The following is a 20,388-nucleotide window of genomic DNA, read 5'->3' as shown; positions in this document are numbered from 1 at the left end:
AATATAAATAAAGACTTAAATCATGGAAAATAATATAGCAAATGAAAACCCAATGGATAATATTGATGACTGGGAAGACAACTTAAAAAGCCGTTACCCAAATCCAGAAGCTACAAAAAAAGAAAAAGAAGAATTTAGAAACTATATAGATTCTGATCGTGTAGATACTGTAAAGGAATTTTACAAAATTAACCACATAAACCAAACGTATGATTTTGTTTGTAAAAAGGAAGAAGAGTTTTTAAAGTTTGACAAGAAAGAAATGTCGCTTTGGGAAGCTGTTGATTTTTTAAACACTTTAGTAGATGATAGCGATCCAGATATTGATTTAGATCAATTACAGCATTTGTTACAAACATCGGAAGCAATTCGAGCCGATGGACACCCAGACTGGTTTGTGCTAACAGGCTTTATACATGATATAGGCAAGGTTTTGTGCTTATTTGGAGAGCCTCAATGGGCCGTAGTTGGAGATACGTTTCCGGTTGGGTGTAAATATGCCGATAGTATCGTATATCCAGAATTTTTTAAAGAAAACCCAGATTATACCGATGAAAGGTACAATACTAAATATGGCATTTATTCTCCTAATTGTGGATTAGATAATGTAAAAATGAGTTGGGGACATGATGAATATTTGTATCAAATTTTAAAAGACTACTTGCCCGAGCCCGCTTTATATATAATAAGGTATCATTCTTTTTACTCGCAACACAGAGAAGAATCTTATACGCATTTAATGAATGATAAAGACATTGAAATGTTTGAGTGGGTTAAAAAGTTTAATCCTTATGATTTATATTCCAAAGCACCTGTAGAACCAGATGTAAACGCTTTAAAACCCTATTATGAAGCATTGGTATCTAAATATTTACCAAATAAGTTAAAATTTTAAACGCAAAAACTAACTAATCAATAATTTGTTATGCTTTATACCTACCTAGGTTTTTTCGGATTTACCCTTTTAGTAATATTTTACACGACATACAAACTTCGAAAAGATAAATTTACAACTACAAAAGGATATTTTTTAGCAGGTAAAAGTTTAACAGGGCCTATAATTGCGGGGTCTATGATACTTACAAATATCTCTACTGAACATTTAATAGGAATGAATGGTAGTTCGTATAAAAACGGTATTATTATTATAGCTTGGGAAGTTACCTCTGCCATAGCCTTAGTAATAGCTGCCATTTTTTTTATTCCTAAGTTTATGAAAATGGGGTTAACAACAATTCCAGAGTTTTTAGAAAAACGATTTGATGGTGCCATCCGCTCTGTTGTTGCTTTTTTATTAATGTCCTCATTTGTAATTACCTTACTACCCATTGTTTTATATTCGGGCGCCATAAATATTGAAAGTGTTTTTGAGTTTTCTGAAATATTTCAAATTTCGAAACAAGAATCGTTAATTTATACCGTGCTTGTTATAGGGGTAATTGGATCATTATATGCCATATTTGGAGGTTTAAAAGCTGTGGCGTATTCAGATTCATTAAACGGTTTAGGCTTGATGATAGGAGGCTTATTAATACCTATTATAGCCCTCTATCAAATAGGTAACGGTGATATGTTTAGCGGATTAACGACTGTGTATAACTTTGCTCCAGAAAAATTTGATATTATAGGTAAACCAGATTCTGTATTACCTTTTTCTGTGTTATTTACGGGGTTAATGATCAATCAATTATATTTCTGGGGAATGAATCAAGCCATAATACAACGGGCATTTGGTGCAAAAAACCTAGTAGAAGCACAAAAGGGTTTAATATATACAGGTGTATTAAAATTATTTGTACCGGCAATTATAGTGTTACCAGGCTTAATTGCATATTATTATTTTCAAGATCAATATTATGAAACTCCAGATTTAATTTACCCTATGCTCGTTAAAAAAGTATTACCTACCTATTTATACGGCTTCTTTGCCGCAGTAATTTTAGGAGCTGTACTTAGTACTTTTAATAGTGTTTTAAATTCGGCGAGTACTATTTTTTGCTTAGACATCTACAAAAAAATAATTAACAAAAATGCATCGGATACTAAATTAGTAAAATACGGGAAATTATCTTCGGTTATTTTAGCTGTAATAGCTATAGCTGTAGCGCCTATGGTGGCTTATGCGCCAGATGGATTATACCAACTATTACAGCAATTAAATGGCATCTTTTTTATTCCTATTTCTTCAATAATAATAGCAGGTATATTTTTTAAACAAATTAGCACTAAAGGCGCTAAAGCGGGGTTATTTTTTGGGTTTACATTCTATATTCTTACCACTTTTATACTTGATTTAAATATTCATTTTGTGCATTTATGGGGAATTGAGTTTGTATTAAATTTTATTATTATGTTTTTAGTTTCCTTTTATACGACAGAAAAAGACATTCCATCAACGTATGTTGATAAGGATATTGAAGACCCATCATGGCCTGCTGTAAACACAGCTGGAGTTATACTCGTTACATTAACAGTATTAATTTATGTATTACTGTCTTAAAAATTTAAAATAATCTAACTCTATTTTAAAATTTTTATTTCCAGTAAAAGTTAAATACAAATCTGATTTCCCTTTTAAACACTTTAAGTTTTTTAAGGAGTATTTTAGTTTTTGATTTGAAGCATCAATAAAAACCTTTCCTAAAGATTCTCCGTTTATTGTGCCCTGTCTTAATTCTAAAACACCTTTTCCTTGAATGTCCTTTAAATATACTTCTAATTCAAAATTTTCATTTTCAAATAACATTTCAGCATATCTAATCCAACTTCCATCTTTTATATTAGTTATTCTAAAGCCATCACCTTTAAGGCCTTTCTTTTCTATATTTGAAGATTTCTCATAAAACCATTCGGCTTCAATTTTATCCCAAGATGCCTTATATTGACCAACTCCATTACTAAAATGCTTATCCAAAAAATTAGTATCGGTAACTATATACCCATTATCATCTATATGGCAATAGGTAATTATACTCTCTCTAAATTTATATGCATTATCAATATAATAGCACCAAATATGATAAAACTGCCCTTTCCATGTAAAAAAACTACCATGAGCAAACTCTCCTAATTTGTACCCCGCCCCAACACTATCCATACACTCATAAGGTCCATAAATATTTTTAGAAACTGCATATTGGTTTCCCCAACTTAAATAGTATCTGTTTTTATGTTTGAACAAATAATTTTTATCCATCCATTCTGGAGCATTTTCCCAAGCCTTTCCTGTAATTAAAATAGGCCTAGGGGTTTCTGCCAGAGATACCATATCATCATTTAATTTAGAAATATAATAAGCGTCTGATTTATCTCCATAAATAATATAAGGACTTTTATTTTTATCATTATCTATAAATATAGTTGGATCGTGCAATGGGGCTACTAATGGCTTATTTAGCGCATCGACAAAATTTCCCGAAGGGTGTTTTGCTTTCATAACACCAATCCCTCGTTTTCTATCGGAAAAATAAAAGTAATAGTTTCCATTTCTAGAAATGGCATCACTAGCCCAACAGTCTTCACTGTTATTGTCCATATAATTATTTCTTGGAGAAATAGTTTGAATGTGTTTCCAATCTAATAAATTGGTAGATGAAAAAACACGCCAATCCTTCATTACCCAAGTTTCATCTTTTGGGTTAGAGTCATGTCCGCTATACAAATAAATGGTGTCATTAAAAACACGAATGTGCGGATCTGAAACGCCTTTATAAGTGGTAATAGGATTCTGAGCATATAATGGTGAGCCAGTAAGAAGCAGACCTAGCATTACTTTAAATAAAAAAACACTGTATTTTAAGCTTTTCATTACCATGACATCGCAATTCGTTTTTAGTCATTTAACACAAGTAAAAACGAATCTTTTAAAATTAATTATTTGTTTTCAATATCAGTTCTAAAAGGATAAGCTGGTAAATTACTAGCATTAACCAAATTAACATCTGGTTTCCCTGCAAAAGCATATCGGATAAAAAGCGGCTTATCCATATCCGGATGACTGAGTACGACTGTTTCTCCTATAATCTTTGCTTCTGCCTCTTGCCATTTTAATGATTTATCGGCTATCCAAAAGCCAGAGGGCGCTTTTTTGTTTAAAGTTTTTAAGCCTGTACTGTTTTTAAAATGTACAAGAAGGGTATTATTTTGAGATTCAACACTTTTAAGCATAGGGCCTTCTGCAACTATAGTCTTGTTTAAAGTATATTTGGCTGCTAAAAGTGCTAACCGTTGACCAATAGGAAACTTATCCGTCGGATGGATGTTTTTTTCATCGCCAAGGTCAATAGTATTAGCCACACTCGTATTGGGTAATTTTAATATTTTTAATTGTGATTCTCGTATCCAAGCAAAGGACTCTTCTGTAGGGCTTTTTGAATCAATATTAGGATTAGCATGAGTACCTTTTCCGTAACCTGGTAACATAACTATTGAAAAATGCATGTTTTCATTACCCCATTCTTCCCTGTAGCGCTCAACCCATAACTTTAAAACATCGCCATATTCTTTCATTCCAATAACCCTATGAAAAAAATTAGCTTTAGTTACTTTAGGCACACCAAATAAGTAACGTGCATTGCGTTCACCTTGATAAAAAACCAAACCTTTACAAGCGTATGGGGCTATTGGTTTTATCATAGCGTTATAAAGAATATTAGGTTGTCGACGTAAAAAAATATCCTCATTTCTAGTCCAACCTTCTTTTTTGCTAAGTGCTGTTTTAATCTTGATATGGGTTTCTTTATCCGCATCAAAATCATCCATTATAGCCTTAAAATACGGCAATTCGTTTGTCATATCCCTAGGCATCCAAGCTTCAAGTGAAGAACTTCCCCATGATGCATGAATAATTCCAACGGGAACATCGCCAATTGCTTCTAAAAAATATGCAAAGCCAAATGCCACTGCACTTTCCGGGTGGTTTGTTGTCCAAGTTCCAGTAACCTCATCTGCTTCTTTAAACGAGACGGTTCTTTTAACTTCAAAGCTTCTAATATTTTTAGCAAATGGTATTAAGGATTCTGTTTGTTTTACTTTATTAACTGGAAATTGCATGTTAGATTGACCAGAACAAATCCAAACCTCTCCAACTAAAACGTTAGAAAATTTAAGTTCTGTGCTTCCTTTTATAAGCATCTCACGGCCTATCTTAGAAACCACAAGAGGTTCCAAAACAACCTCCCATTTTCCATCTTTTCCTGCAATTGTAGACTTAATTTGATTTGCAAACTTAATCGTAATTTCATCATTAGGTTTTGAAGTTCCCCAAACCGGAACCTCAACACCCTGCTGCAATACCATATTATCGCTAAATATTGCTGCCGTTTTTACTTGTTGAGAAAATCCATTATTTAATTGGAAGATTAAAAGAAAAACTAGAATTAAGCTTTGACGTTTCATATTGACTTCTAAAAATTATCTTTATTAAAATTTTGCGGTAATGTTACTTGTTCCTGGATGTAATATTAATATTGAATTTTCATTCACTTTTTTATTATTTAAAAAGACATCCCTTAAACTATCGGGTAAAACAAATTCTGCAGTCATGCCTCCCGGAATATCAACATTAAAATTAATCTCTGAGTTATCCTTAACTTTAAAATTAGCACTAATACTTCCCATTACAGTCGGCACTTTTATTTTAGAGAATGATAAATCGCCCCATTGAGGTTTTATTATAGCTGTTTTAAAACCTGGTGTTTTAGGTTGAATTCCCCACAAACCACGTGGTATAATATTGGCTGGTGTAGCACCCCAAGCGTGGTTCCAATCGGAATTTGGTTTATACTTCATATCCCAAGCTTCTAAAGTCATGGTAGATCCTATTCTAATCATATTATACCAACTTCTATTTTCAGTAGAACGCATTAAATCTAAAGCATAATCACTTTTATTAGCATTATACAAGGCATCTAATAAATATTGAGATCCGTAAACGCTACACGCCATCCCTCTAGATTTAATAAAATTTGCTACTGATGTAATATGTTTTTCCGGTACAATATTAAAGGCTAATGCCATCATATTGGAATGCAAAGAGGCATGCTCTGTACCTTCGCCATCTCTATAATACCCTTTATTTTCATCAAGTAAAATAGTGTTTATGGCTAATTTTACTTTGGCGGCCAAATCACCATATGTTTTGGCTTCTTCAGGTTTATTCAATAATTGAGCAAATTCAGCTAAAATTTCAACATTTCTATAATACAAACAATTTACTACGGTATTTATAGGTTTAAAAACAAAGCCATCGCGTTCTCCTTCTTCAGTAGCTAATTTCCAACCTGTATCTTTTTGTGCCGGAGGCCAATCAACAATATCTTTTAATTTAGTTTTAGGGTTTTTAAATCCTAATTTTTTCATGAACTCTGGAGTGGCATTAGATGAACTTATTAATCCATCTTCACGTTTCAATTCCATTAAAGTTTTATGCTTTAAATCTTCATAATATTTTTCAATAAGTTCTGTACTTCCCGTGTACATATAATCGGCATGAAACATTAAAGCCACATGCAATTGCCACTCAGTTGGCCATGTTGGGTGTTCCATAAAGTACTCTATAGTTTGACGCGCCATAGCATACTCTCTATCGGTTGTATAGTGACTTAATTGATTTAAGTAAGCGTCTGCTTCATACGGAATGCGTTCCCTATCTCCATCAACATAAACACCTGCAAAAGTTGTTGCCTTTATAGAATATTTACACAAATCCCACACTTGATTTAGTATAGCATCAGAACTTTCAAAATAGCTTTCATCCTCTTCCCAATAACTATGATAGACTAATTGTGTGAAATTATTAGCATTAAAATTTTGATTATAATTTTCTATTTCCGCGTATCTAAAAGGCATTAAAACAGGAAAAGAATCCGGCAATATAATAGCCCCTTTTTTAGTATTTCTTTTATCTGGTTTTATAGGTAAAATATAATCTCGCTTTCGCGGATTTACGGGCACTTTAATTTCTTGATAACGTATAGTACCTTTTGGTTTTCTATTTATTGCACCGTCAATTAGTTGTTCGCCAATACGAATAATTAAGGTGTCATTTTCTTTGGCTTTATATTCAAAATGTAAGTTAGCAAAGGCATCTTTTCCAAAATCTATAAAGTAAGAATTACCAGCCATTTTATTCGTTTTTACAGGCTTAATACTATCAACTTGAAAACTATTGGCCGTCGTAATTGTAGAGTTGCTTTTACCTAATTTAAACGATTGAATATTTGAAAATAAGGATTCTGTATTTTTTTCGTCCCAAACTTTAACTTTCCAAAAATAAGTTTGTCCTTCTTTTAAGGGCGCACCATCATATTCAATATTTATAGAATTACGACTCAAGACTTTTTCAGAATTCCATAGGTCGCCCGAGTTATTTTCAAGGATACCCTTGGAAGATGCTACTAGGATTTTATACGCGGTTTGCGTTTTAATTGTTCCAGGTAATACCCAACCAAACTCAGGTTTAGCATCCACTAAGGATACATTATAGGTGTTTCTAATATTTTCTATTACTAGGTCAATAGGTTTAACTAAAACATCTGTTTTGTTAGTAATTCGAGATTTACAACTAAAACTTAATAACAAGACACTTAAACAAATTAAGCGTGTTTTACTTTTAAATAAAACACGCTGAGAAAAACAATTCATATTTTTAATATAACAATTAATTTAATGGGATTAAGGTTTTAGTAATTATATAACTTAAAACCAACTTTCATAGCATTATACAGGTTTAATTTCCCAACCTGGTTCGTACGTTCTAGACCATAATTTCATAGCTTCTCTATTAAATATGCGTCCTGTTGCTTCATCAACCTCAAAAGCATCATCAATTCTTGAAGCAATATTGGCATAGTGTGTAAGCATCTGGCTGATAACACCTTGCTCGATTGGAGATGTTAATGGTGCCTTTCCTCGTATAGCATCAAAAAAGTTTAATGTATGGTTTGTAGAAAGTTGACCACCGCCACCAAGGGAATTTCCAGATTCAATTCCTGAAACAACATTTTCTTTAATTAGTTCATTTTTTTGATTGTACAGTTTGTATCCATCACGATCTATAAACACACAACCTTTTGATCCATAAATAATAGTACCTCTTCCGGCTCCAAATTTTTGGTATCCATTTCTGCTTTGTCCGTCCCACATAATTCTTCTATTACCTGAAAACTCAAAATTAGCTTGCATGGTATCATACATTTCCCAACCATCATCTTTAAAATGAAATTTACCTGCATTCACATCCACACGCTCCGGGTACTTTACTTGTAAAGCCCAACGTGCAATATCTAATTCATGGGTTGCATTATTACCCATTTCGGCAGTTCCATAATCCCAACCGTACCAATGCCAATTATAATCCCATGTGTTATCGGTATAATCTCTTCGAGGTGCAGGACCTTGAAAAAGTTCCCAATCTAAACCTTCTGGTGGCGCTGTCTTTGTTTGGTGCGGTACTGGTCCTCTTCTACTAGTGTAAAAGGCTGTAGCCTCATAAACATCACCAATAATTCCGTTATGAATATCTTTTATAATTTCTTGAGATTGTAATGATGAACGTTGTTGGTTCCCCATTTGCACCATTCTATTATACTTTTGTTGATAGGCTACTAACAGTTCACCTTCTCTAGGGTTATGACTACATGGTTTTTCTAAATAAACGTGTTTACCAGCTTGCATGGCCATACATGCGCCTGGAGCATGCCAATGGTCGGGTGTTGCCATAAAAATAGCATCTACCTTTTTATCGTTTATTACCTTACGAATATCGTTCTCTAAAGTTGGTTTAGTATTTAAAGCTTTAGATACCACTTTAGCTGCCTTATCTCTTTGGCTTTTCATTACATCGCATAAGTACACTAATTCAACATTACTATTTTTAGAAGCAATGGCTCCTAAATATGCTTGATAACGACGTCCAAGGCCCTGAATAGCGACATGAATACGATCATTAGATCCTAAAATTTTCGAGTAACTTTTTGCACTCATTGCATTTGCTGTACTTCCTAATGCAATACCTGCTGTGCCAGCTGCTGCTTTTTTTATAAAATTTCTTCTACTACTCATATTTTATATTTTATAACGATTTTACTTTAATGTTTTTAAAAGATACTCTATCACCGTGATCCTGTAATAAAATTTGTCCTTTATCAAGCTCTCCAAAATTAGGCCATTTTACATACTTACTTTCCGAAACAAGCTTTAAATAATCTTCACTTTTTCTTTCGTATTCTAAAACTTTCATGCCATTTAACCAATGTTCTACATGATTGTTTTTTGAAATAATATGTGCCGTATTCCATTCTCCAATAGGATTCATGTGTTTATTAAGATCTGCTTGTATTAAATCGTATAATGAACCTACCGTTCTGCTACCTTCGTGATTTCCTAATTTAGCATCAGGGTGAAGGGCATCGTCTAATATTTGAAATTCTAAACCTATTGAAGATCCTGGTCCTTTATTAATTTCGGTATCTACATAATATTTAATACCACTATTTGCACCTGGAGTTAGTTTAAAATCGGCTTTAAATTCAAAATCCCCAAATAATTCTTCTGTTACAATGTCCCCACCAGCATTAGATTCTGCTCCTCCTGAAGACAAAACGGTTAATTCTCCATTTTCAATTACCCAACCTTCTTTTGGAAACTCATTCAGTTTAGCACCTTTCCATCCTGTAGTTGTTTTGCCATCCCAAAGTAATTTCCAACCTTGTTTTTGTTCATCAATCGTTAAGGCATTTTTAGTTACAATAGGCTCTAAAGACGTTTTTTTTGAGTATTTCTCTAAATTCTCGGTTAAAATATTAATGTTTTTCCAAATAATTTCCGTCCCTTCTTTTTGAGCATCTTTAATACTATGCACTTGTAAACCAATAAAGCCTGTTGCCGTTTTATCGTCTATTAAATGAGCCGCTTCAACACCATTTATCCATGTTTTAAGCGTGTCTCCAATAGCTTCTATACGATAATGATTCCAATCGTTTTGTTTAAAAGCTTTTTGAGCTGCCGGGTTATTGGTTAATGGATTAAGCCAACCTCTACGACTTTCATCATAAATACCTGCACTCCAAGCACGATCTGAAGGATCTATTTCTATTTGATAACCATGTACTCTTCCATTTCTATAATGAGGAAAACTATTTGTTCTAATTTGAATTCCAGAATTCATTGAAGAATCTACCTTGTAATCTAACTCTAATATGAAATCACCATAAAGTTTATCTGTCCTTAAAAAGGTATTTGGAGTATTTTTAACTGTAGTTCCAACTATCGCACCATCTTGAACTTTATACGTTGCCTTACCCCCTATTATGGACCAACCCTTTAATGTTTTTCCATCAAACAAACTTACCCAAGGGGTTGTATCTTTTGTAGTATTACCACATCCTAGAATCCCTAGTGTAACCGTTAATAAAATTAGTTTTAGTGAATGTCTTTTTTTCATAATAAATTTATAGAAATGTTTAGTAAATATTTTTTTAAAAATATATAATATATCCCTTAACGGCATGGATTTTTCAATCAAAAATATGGTAATACACGTCTAGAAGGGGGGTGTTGATTATTTTTTTTCTATTTCACTATACAATATACATGGATTGTACCTTTCGAGTTAACTATTATTACAATTAATTTACATTTTATAATTTATCGAGAACTACTTGATTCTATTTTGTAAAATTTACAAACTACCTTTTTTTATTTATAATTAAAATGACACTTGGCCGATTACAAACACATTTAATTCTGTTCTTGCTTCTTTTAAAACACCTTCCATATCTTTAAAAATTCCGAAGAGTTTGGAGTCCACATAATTTTCTAAAAACTCTAAGGACTTTTCTTGAATTAAGGTAGGTGCATAATCTTCTTTTTTTTTTAAGCATCAGCCAATGCATACGTACCATCTGAAATGGGAGGCTACCTTTCTGGATTAACTTATTTATGCCCTCTAATTGGTGTATATCTAGTATATAGCCCGGTTAAAATGCCGAACACGAAGGTGTACATAGGGTATTGCCAAAATAATTTTGGGTAAACGTTCCTTTTCGCCTTTAAAGCGAATTCCTTATTATTATAATTTAATTTTATAAATGGATTAAATCATTAAACCTCAAAATGTTCATTTTCATAAAACGGGAATTCAATTTATTTAAAGGCTAATTTTTACTCGCCAATACATATTATTTCTTTTAATGTTCTATGATAAATATGACCATTTGCAAAACTTAACGAATTAACGGTCCACGTTTCTCCTTTTTCACCTAGGTCATTTACAGCTACTAAAGCTGTGCTATCAAATTTTTCCGCGTTAGCATCAATAACATAAACCATTCCTAAGGCATTTGTAAAATAAATATAATTATTAATCATAACTGGCGACCCTAAAAACACCCTTTGAAATCCATCACCCAACACCCTTCTATCATTACTATGTAATTGTCCCCTAGAATTAAGCCCATCGTTCTTTTGGGGTGTTTTCCAAACAAAACTACCATCAGGATTTATTTCCCTAGGCAACTCCAAATGTTCGTTTTTCCCTGTTTCAATATTATGACGTGCAATAAATGGCTGATGCATAACCATATAAAAAGTATACTTATTTGTAGCCATATTACAATGGAATTCGTTTTCAGAATTTTCCAATTTAACTCCTTCCTTAAGTATGTATTTTTGTTCTTGTTCATCATAAATATATTGGTCTACAACATTTAATGGTTTTTGACCAATAAACTTACCCGTTTGGGAATTTACAGTTAAATTTTCTTCACATTTATAAATCCAAGACACCTTATTTTTATCCCAATGTTGTGTGTTTAATGCGCCGTAGCCTGAAATTTTATTTGGAGCTTCTGGTTCCCAATTCCAAAGTGCATCACCTACATTATTTTCATCTAAACTTATTAAACTTAGACCTACCGGGCGTTCAGGTACCTTATGCGGACCACCTCTTCCAATCATTATGGCTGGTTTTCCTTCGGCAGTTTCTCCCAAAACGGGGGTGTTATAGTGTGTAATAGCTTCTTTGGTAACCCACAAGCGTTCTCCTGTATACTTATTAAATCCATGTAAATAATTCCAACCTTTTACTCTAGTCGTATCATTTTCTTCTGAAGGTTCAACGTTTAAAATCCAATCTTTATAAAGAACGGAATCGAACTGCTTGTTAAACGGACCACCAACTGTTGGCATCCAAGTTCGTTCCCATATTAAATCACCTTCCATTGAAAAACACGCCATACCTCCACTCGCGTTTATTACCCAAACATGCCTTCCGTCTGTTATTGGACAAGGTGTTGTAGAGTCGCTAAACCCATAATTATAGTCGCTTGGTAGGTTGCCTTTTACAGCCCGAGTCCACAAAATTTCACCTGTATCTGCGTTCATGCAATAAAGCTCAATATCTGCGCTTAATCCTTTCGTATTCATTAGGGCTAATGCATCATTTAGTTTTTTAAAACTAGATTTTGTTTTTTTAGACGATAAATTTACAAATGCAACTAAGTCTTCCGAGGCTTTAGTAAACGCCTTACCCTTTTCATTTTGCCTTAACAATTTATTATACGCTGCATTTTTTTTCTTCCCTGAAAGTTTTACGTAATTTTCATTACTAGCCAAAAATGCTTTCCAGGTCTCCAAGGCGTTTTCTTTAGCTAACAAAACTTTCCTTAAGGCCGATGCTTTATTTTTTAATAGATTATTAAAAGTAATATTATATATACTATCGTATTCTTGCTTAGCATATTCATAATTTGCTTTTAATTCAGAATAAGGTGGTGTATTTAAAGGCGGATTAATAGTGAAAAATATTTTTTTCTCCCAAACAGCAATACCACTTTGTCCACCTTCTGGTAAAGCCCTTTTCCATTTTATATTTTGATTATTACGTACAGACCATTTTATAGGGACTTGCAATGATGTAATTAATTTCCAACTACCATCTGGACCACCAGACATGGGCCATTGATTGTCACTATTTTTCACCTTAACGCCGCTGCCATTTTGTTTACAAGACATACAAACAAAGCATAAAGACAAAACAAACCTTAAAATGAATCTTTTTTTACTTAAAAAATAAGTCCCTTTATTTTTAATCTGAAAACTTATAACTTTATTCAACTTTCATTCTTTTTAAAGAACTAAAACCATAATACCCTACAAAAGCTAAACATAAAGCAGGTAGAATAAAAGACAAATTTACTTCTGGAATGTAACCTAGTAGATTTAAATCGGCAAATCCGTCGCCACCTAAATCTAAAATTGCAGCTTGTGCAATAGGCATAAAAGCCCCCCCTACAATAGCCATTACTAATCCTGCTGAACCGATTTTAGCCTCATCACCCATATCTTTTAATGCTATACCATAAATAGTAGGAAACATAATAGACATAAAAATTGAAATAGATACTAAAGATAATAAGCCCATCATTCCCGGTAACATAATAGCGCCGATACTTGCAAGCGCACCACCTAAACCAAATATACCCAAAACTTTTGGCGGATTTACTTTTTTCATTAAAGCGGTACCAATCCATCTTCCTGATAAAAACAAAATCATAGCAGCTACATTATAATTGGTTGCTGTAATGTTCCACCCTGTACTATCATTTAAATTATCAACGTATTGAAAAATATAGGTCCAACACATTATTTGCGAACCAACACAGGCCGCTTGTGCCAAAACGCCCATTAAGTAGCTTTTGTTTTGAAATAATTTTGAAAACGAATCGGACAAACTCATTTTATCTTCTACAGGCGTTCTGGGGATTTTTGTAAAAAATATAACCGCCATTATAAGTAATACTAAAACACCTAAACATAAATAAGGGATACTTATTACGCCTAAATCATTTTCCCGAACTGCAGCTAATTCGTTTGATGATAAAGCTGTATAAGCTTCTGCTGTATAATCGTCAGAACGCAAAGCAGCTAATACAAATACTTGTGCTATAATCATTCCTGTAAGGGACCCAACAGGATTAAACGCTTGAGCTAAATTTAAACGTTGTGTAGCGGTTCGTTTATCGCCTAATGCTAAAACCAAAGGGTTTGCTGTGGTTTCTAAAAAGGCCAAACCACAGGTTATTACCCATAAGGATACTAAAAAGTAACTATACTCTTCGTATTTAGCTGCTGGATAAAACAAAAATGCGCCAATAGCATAAAGTGACAAACCAAGTAAAATACCTGATTTATAACTAAATTTTCTTATAAATAAGGCCGCCGGTAATGCCATAAAAAAATAGCCAAAATAAAATGCAAATTGCACTAATGATGCCTGAATATTAGATAATTCGGGCATTACTTTTTTAAATGCCGAAACCATTGGATTAGTTAGATCGTTGGCAATTCCCCATAAAGCAAATAATGAAGTTATAATAATAAAAGGAAACAATAAATCTTTGCTAACAATAGGAATTTTTGTCTTTTTGGTCATTTGGTTGGTTTTAATTATATGTTTTATAGAATTGACGGTAATACACCGGTACTATCTGAAAATTTCTCTGTAGGCACATCTATTTTATTCAACATACTTACAAATAGATTAGACATGGGTACTTCTTTTTCATTGAATTTAGTAAAGGAGCCATGATTTACACCTAAATTAGCGCCACCAGCTAAAACCAATGGGCAATTTCGCGCATTATGGGTTGAACTACATGCACTACCGTATAGAATTATGGTATTATCCAATAGAGAACCATTTTCGTCTTTTGTGTTTTTCATTTTATCAATAAAATATGCAAACTGTTTTGCATACCACTGATCTAAACGCCCCCAGTCTTCCCAATGACCTTTTGTTTTATCATGCGAAATACTATGATGCCCTTTCAATTTTAAAGCTATTTTAGGGAAATTATCGCCAAATCCCATGCCGTCTTCTCGTGCCATCATATAGGTCATAACCCGAGTGGCATCAGTTTGAAAACCAAGCACCATTAAATCAATCATGGAACGCACATAATCCTGTGGAGTATCGGTAGGATCTACATCCAGGTTAATTAAGCTCGCATCAAAATCCTTCATAGGTACATTTAACCATTTTTCATTTCGTTTAACCTGTTCTTCAACTTGATTTAAGGACGTTAAATACTCGTCTAACTTCATGGTATCGTTAGCGCCTAAACGCTTTTGAAGACTTTTACTATCTTCTAAAACCAAGTCGACTATTTTCTTTCCTTGATGAATACTCTTTCTTCTTTCGTTTGTTGACCCACCGCCATTTGGAGAAAAATAACGTTCAAATATTTCTCGTTGACGATGTTCGGAAGGAATTGGTCGTCCCGATGAATTAAAAGATAAAGTTGACACTCTAGATTTATAACCCACACCACCATCGGTAGATAATGATAATGACGGAAAGCGTGTATATCTACTAAGTTTTTCGGCAGCAACCTGATCGACAGATATACTATTTTTATATTCACCTCGTAAATCACCACCAGTTAACCAAGTATCGCCAGCAATATGCCCTAACACCTTACGACTGTATGGGTGACTTAGCCCTCCCATTATAGAAATATCGTCTCTGTGAGCTGCTAAGGGTGATAAAGAATTTGTTAATTTATAGTTTGAACCTTCGCCATGTGGAAACCAATTCCAACTTTTATGAAACTTACTTTCTACAGGCGGAAGTCCTACACCATTAGGAAAGTATAAAAAACACAGTCGTTTTGGTTTTACTGGTTCTAAAAATTTAGAAACTCCACTCAAGGCCATACTTTCAAAATAAGGAAGCATACAGGCTACTCCTAATCCTTTTATAAACGTACGACGATCTAAATGCCAAGGTTTTTTACTCATTATCCAAATATTTTATTAAACCAATTCTGTTCTTTTTTGTAAAATGAAGAACTTAAAACGATTTGTTCTATGACTGTTTGAAAACGGAAATCGTCTTCTATAACTTCTTCAACTATTTTATTTATTTCTTTTTGGTCGGCAAAACTTATATCACGTCCTAAAGCGTAAGCGTAAAGATGTTCGACTAAGGATTTTGTAAAATCTTCCCTTTTCATTCTTATAATATAATCCTTAATACCTTGAATACCTTCAACTTCAGTACCATCTGGTAATTCAGATTTTGTATCGATAATTTCACCTTTTACAGTTAATTGATACCTTCCAACGGCGTCATAATTTTCAAAAACAACACCATAAGGGTCTATTTTTCGATGACAGTCTAAACAAGCTGCTTTATTTCGGTGTAAAAACAATTGTTCTTTTAAGGTCATATCTTCAAAACCTGGTGTATCTGGATCTAATTCTGGCACATTAGGTGGCGGTGGTGGTGGCGTATCTCCCAATATTTTTTCTTTTAACCAAACAGCTCGCTTAATTGGATGTGCTTGAACACCATCGGAATGTCCATTTAAAAATGCTCCTTGAGAAAGCAAACCGCCTCTATTTAAGTCTTTAGGCAACTCTACAGGTCGAAACTGATGACCTTTAACCCCATCTACCCCATAAAATTCGGCTAGATTTTGATTAAGCATGGCAAAATCTGAATCTATAAAATTCATGATACTCATGTTATTTTTAAGCACATAATTAATAAACTCATACGTTTCATTCGCCATATCCTCTTTAACAAATCTGGTGTAATCCTTATACTGATTTACATCGGTATCCATGGACTTATGCCGATCTAATCGTAACCATTCATAAGTAAAGGACTTAATCATTCGTGAAATTTTAGAATCGTTTACCATGCGTTCAATTTGTTCTGGTAATTCATCGTGTAACTCGCCATCGGCAGCCAAAGTTGTTAAAGTTTCATCTGGAGGTGAATTCCAAAGAAAATAAGCCAATTGTGAGGCTAAAAAGAATTCATCTTCAGATTGTTTTGTGTCTGGCGAATCGGAATCCTCAGGTTCAAATAAGTAAATAAAATTCGGAGAACATAAAACGGCTACTAAAACTTCTTTGACACCATCTTCATAACGATCAAAATCATTTTTAATACTATTCCAAAAATCTACATACCTATTTAATTCTTCTTCGGTAACAGACCTCCTAAAAGCTTTACTCATAAAACGATTCAAAATTTCTTTGGTATAAACTTCTTTATCTAATTTATTAGGCGAATCGAAAAAGATATCGGTATGACTATTTGGTGGCCAAACGGGATGGTAAGGCGCTTCAAATTCAACCGATTTAATAAGTAATGGTGGACCTGTAAGACTATTTTCTTTAACCAAATGATTATTCCAAAGCCCAACGGTTAACATATTTGCGAGGTCTCCACTTACTTGGTTCCCCGCTAAAGGAATTGGCAAATTCTCTAATCGCCCTTTAAACTCGTAGGTTTTTAACTCTCCAAAAGGCACGTTAACTTCTATACACTCATCAAACACCTTATAATCCATACCATCATCTGTTCTTGAGCCTGAAAACACTTGAATTGAAGGATTAACATCGGCGTATTGCTGACTATTTAATTTTGCTTCTTGCTCTAATATTTTTGGTAAAGGATCGTCTTCTGCTAATGGTGTTAAAATGATATGACTAAATCCAACAAAAAATTTACCTCCAATATACCCTTTGTGTTTCCCCTTGGATAAGTAAGCTAAGGTAACAGGTGTAACCACCTTTTCTACACCTTCTAGATTTTTATCCATATACAAACGCTCACTTACACGCCCTTCTTTACTGCCTCCAAAAAGACTAATTTGATAGGATGGCATAGCATCTTCAGAGATATAAGGATGAACCAAATCTACCTGATAAATTCCTGATTTAGGAACGTTATACGCAAATTTTGTTTTCACATTATTTGCAACATTTTCTGGCATTAACCAGCGATTATCTTTTAAAATAAAGTCTTTAGGATTTTTAATATCCTTAGCAACAACTTTTATCGCTTTAGTAGTGGTTCTTGCAGGTACTTTTTTTCTTAAATCGATAAGGCGCTCAACCGACGTAGATTGATAGCCTTTAGATGCCTCGACTCTAAAAACAAAATCTCCAGTTCTAGGAAAATCTTCTTTAACTAATAGTTTTAAATTTGGCGAAGGCCCTTGCCATGACTTTGGCGCTACCTCTTTAGCTGGTAATGCAGAGTTTAATAACATCCCTTCTTTTTCGACACTATACCTATTACTTGCAGATCCACGCATGCCTATACCTATTTTATTCTTCAAGGCCAACAATGTATCTTTTTCTTTTATTGAAGCACCAATAATAGGATTACCATTTTCGTCTAAAATATCGATAGTAAAATCCTTATTATTAATGGCAGCCGTTTGGTAACCGCCATATTGTGCTCCCGTTATACCATCTCCTTTATTTGTACCTAAAGTAACTTTGTATCTTTTAGATTCTGGCTTAGCACCAAATACAATGGCTTTACCTAATGCCTCTCTAGCTATTTTTTGATAATAATCTATATGCAATGCCGAAGTCTGAAGCACACTTCCGTTGTTACTAAACCCCATTTTAGATTTTCCATCGTCTGGTAAAACATCTCCAAAATTAACATTAACGCCAAGCAAATCGTTTAAGCTATTGGTGTATTGAGCTTTGGTTAACCTTCGCATAACCCCCTTATGAACAGCTTGTTTTGCCGTAGCTGCCTTTTCTAAATTGCTAGTCATCCAATCAACAACATCACGTCTTTCTTGATCACTTAATTGCGGTTCTTCCTTTGGAGGCATTTCGCCAGAATTAATCATATCTAAAGCCGAGTGCCACCCTTCCGCATCTGGACCATTTATCATATCCCAATTCAAAACATCTAAACGCACACCGCCCTTTTCTTTCTTTGGTCCATGGCAATCGTAACAATGCTTTTCCATTATTGGTTTTACATTGTTTTTAAAATATAAAGCAGCCTCGGATGTAGAATCACCCGGTTTCATGGCTAAATATGAATCTTCATTTGAAACGCCCAAAACAGACTTCATATTTGATGGCATATATTTAGTTAAATATGTTGAGCCATGGGTTAACGAGCCACCGTAGTGTCCTGCAGCAGACAATAAAATGACATTTATTAAAAGAAAAGCTTTGTAACCTTTGCCTACTTTGTTTGAACCATCAATAGGCTTTTTATTACGTAAAACCAATAGCCAAACACAAATTATTGCAGTAAACCATCCCAACCATTGGTGGGTATTTAAAAGATCTTCATTATAATGTCCGCTTGATGCCAGAAAAAACCCTAAAACCACAGTTGGTATTATACTAAATACAGAAAACCAAAGTAATATATTACAGGCGGAATCTAAATGTAATTCAGGACGTTTTGCATTTACAAGTTCCATTACAAACAATACAATTAATGCGCCAATGGGCAAGTGTAAAATTATAGGGTGAAACCGACCAAGAAAAAAGACAAGGGTATTTTCTGAATCACCATTAAAAGGTATTAAAATAAGCCCCAATAAAACTAAAGTGAAAAATAAAGCAATTATCAGTTTGTTTTTCATAAAATATTAATCCTTTTAATGTGTTACTATGTTTTTATAATTTTTAGCAAATACTTTTTTTTATTTTCGAATTTACCTTAATTTTTAATTTCACAATTAATGATTTAAAAGATAATATTCTGTATAAAAAATTTCTTAAAAGAGTAAAAATACATAGTCATTTTCCTATTTTATATAAATTATGTTTCATCTAATATAACATATGGCTCAATTAGGGGTTTTGTAAGACTTGTAAGGGCTATTAGTTATCATCCCACTAGATAGTACATTTTTTTTTACTAAAAAATTACTAAAACATTCGTATACTCCAGCTAAAGAGTAAACCAATTACACTTTATTAGAATGGTATAAAATTCGGAGTACTTTAGTTCAAGTAATTTCCAAAAAAATAGGGTTCAATAAAACCTTTAAGTGCTTAACTATTTTAAAAGAGACTTTAAAATTTTACAACTTACTCCTTAAAAAATTAAGAAAAGATAATTTGGTATAGAAACAAACATAAAAATTTATAAAACTAAAATAGTTATGGACTACGATTATAGAATAATAAACCTATTAGTAAAGGCTTTTATTTAATTGTTATAAAAATCAATCGATTTTAGAAATACGATTTTTCCGTTAAATATTTTACAAAAACAAAAAACACCGTTAATAAATGATTAACGGTGTTTTTAATTTTTCCTATCTCTAGGTTAGTCGGGGTGGCAGGATTCGAACCTGCGACCTCCGCGTCCCAAACGCGGCGCGATAACCGGGCTACGCTACACCCCGAATGGTTATCTAAATTTCTATAAAGAAATTTGCGGAGAGACAGGGATTCGAACCCTGGGTACCTATTTCTAGGTACGACGATTTAGCAAACCGCTCCTTTCGGCCACTCAGGCACCTCTCCAGTATTTTTGTTATAAGAACTGTGCATTTAATTTCAAATGCGGATGCAAATTTAGTTTTTATCTTAAAG

Annotated in this window: 11 protein-coding genes and 2 tRNA genes; 2 read left to right on the top strand and 11 right to left on the bottom strand. The window is 33.4% G+C overall.

Going from position 1 to position 20,388, the window contains the following annotated elements:
* Window positions 1–22: 22 nt before the first annotated feature.
* Both ABJM36_RS13220 and ABJM36_RS13215 read left to right on the top strand, forming a co-directional pair.
* Window positions 23–895, top strand: a complete 873-nt coding sequence (locus ABJM36_RS13220) for an inositol oxygenase family protein (RefSeq protein ID WP_348451969.1) — start codon at window positions 23–25, stop codon at window positions 893–895.
* Between the two features lie 30 nt (window positions 896–925).
* The gene (locus ABJM36_RS13215; protein WP_348451968.1) at window positions 926–2,500 is read left to right on the top strand and encodes a solute:sodium symporter family transporter; all 1,575 of its coding nucleotides are present in this window, start codon (window positions 926–928) and stop codon (window positions 2,498–2,500) included.
* On the opposite strand, the gene ABJM36_RS13210 is transcribed toward ABJM36_RS13215, so the two are convergent.
* The 11 genes from ABJM36_RS13210 to ABJM36_RS13160 all read right to left on the bottom strand — a co-directional run bounded on the left by ABJM36_RS13210 (window position 2,489) and on the right by ABJM36_RS13160 (window position 20,319).
* A complete protein-coding gene (locus ABJM36_RS13210; protein WP_348451967.1) occupies window positions 2,489–3,808 on the bottom strand; it encodes a family 43 glycosylhydrolase in 1,320 nt (439 codons plus the stop codon). The genes ABJM36_RS13215 and ABJM36_RS13210 overlap by 12 nt on opposite strands.
* Before the next feature lie 65 nt (window positions 3,809–3,873).
* On the bottom strand, window positions 3,874–5,397 hold the full coding sequence (locus tag ABJM36_RS13205) for a hypothetical protein (protein WP_348451966.1): 1,524 nt from the start codon (window positions 5,395–5,397) through the stop codon (window positions 3,874–3,876).
* A gap of 24 nt (window positions 5,398–5,421) precedes the next feature.
* Complete coding sequence (locus ABJM36_RS13200; RefSeq protein WP_348451965.1) at window positions 5,422–7,644, bottom strand: alpha-L-rhamnosidase C-terminal domain-containing protein; 2,223 nt, start codon at window positions 7,642–7,644, stop codon at window positions 5,422–5,424.
* Between the two features lie 75 nt (window positions 7,645–7,719).
* Window positions 7,720–9,063, bottom strand: coding sequence for a Gfo/Idh/MocA family oxidoreductase (locus ABJM36_RS13195; RefSeq protein WP_348451964.1), 1,344 nt, complete (start codon window positions 9,061–9,063; stop codon window positions 7,720–7,722).
* 10 nt (window positions 9,064–9,073) lie between these two features.
* Entirely contained in the window at window positions 9,074–10,444 is a 1,371-nt protein-coding gene (locus ABJM36_RS13190; protein WP_348451963.1) for a DUF1080 domain-containing protein, read from the bottom strand.
* Window positions 10,445–11,163: 719 nt separating this feature from the next.
* Window positions 11,164–13,014, bottom strand: a complete 1,851-nt coding sequence (locus ABJM36_RS13185) for a serine/threonine protein kinase related protein (RefSeq protein WP_348451962.1) — start codon at window positions 13,012–13,014, stop codon at window positions 11,164–11,166.
* A 94-nt stretch (window positions 13,015–13,108) separates the two neighbouring features.
* Window positions 13,109–14,434 (bottom strand): L-fucose:H+ symporter permease, encoded by a 1,326-nt coding sequence (gene fucP / locus ABJM36_RS13180; RefSeq protein WP_348451961.1) that lies wholly within the window; start codon window positions 14,432–14,434, stop codon window positions 13,109–13,111.
* 23 nt (window positions 14,435–14,457) lie between these two features.
* Window positions 14,458–15,801 carry a DUF1552 domain-containing protein gene (locus tag ABJM36_RS13175; RefSeq protein WP_348451960.1) on the bottom strand — a complete coding sequence of 448 codons (1,344 nt, stop codon included), beginning with the start codon at window positions 15,799–15,801 and terminating at the stop codon, window positions 14,458–14,460.
* Window positions 15,801–19,427 (bottom strand): DUF1592 domain-containing protein, encoded by a 3,627-nt coding sequence (locus ABJM36_RS13170; protein WP_348451959.1) that lies wholly within the window; start codon window positions 19,425–19,427, stop codon window positions 15,801–15,803. The genes ABJM36_RS13175 and ABJM36_RS13170 overlap by 1 nt, the downstream gene beginning before the upstream one ends.
* Before the next feature lie 696 nt (window positions 19,428–20,123).
* A tRNA-Pro gene (locus ABJM36_RS13165) sits at window positions 20,124–20,198 on the bottom strand.
* A 32-nt stretch (window positions 20,199–20,230) separates the two neighbouring features.
* Window positions 20,231–20,319: transfer RNA gene (locus ABJM36_RS13160), tRNA-Ser, on the bottom strand.
* Window positions 20,320–20,388: the final 69 nt, after the last annotated feature.

Origin of the sequence: Algibacter sp., assembly GCF_039977455.1 — a bacterium.
Lineage (GTDB): Bacteria > Bacteroidota > Bacteroidia > Flavobacteriales > Flavobacteriaceae > Algibacter_B.
Note: the sequence above shows the minus strand (reverse complement) of the source record. Positions and strands in the feature narration are given on the sequence as shown.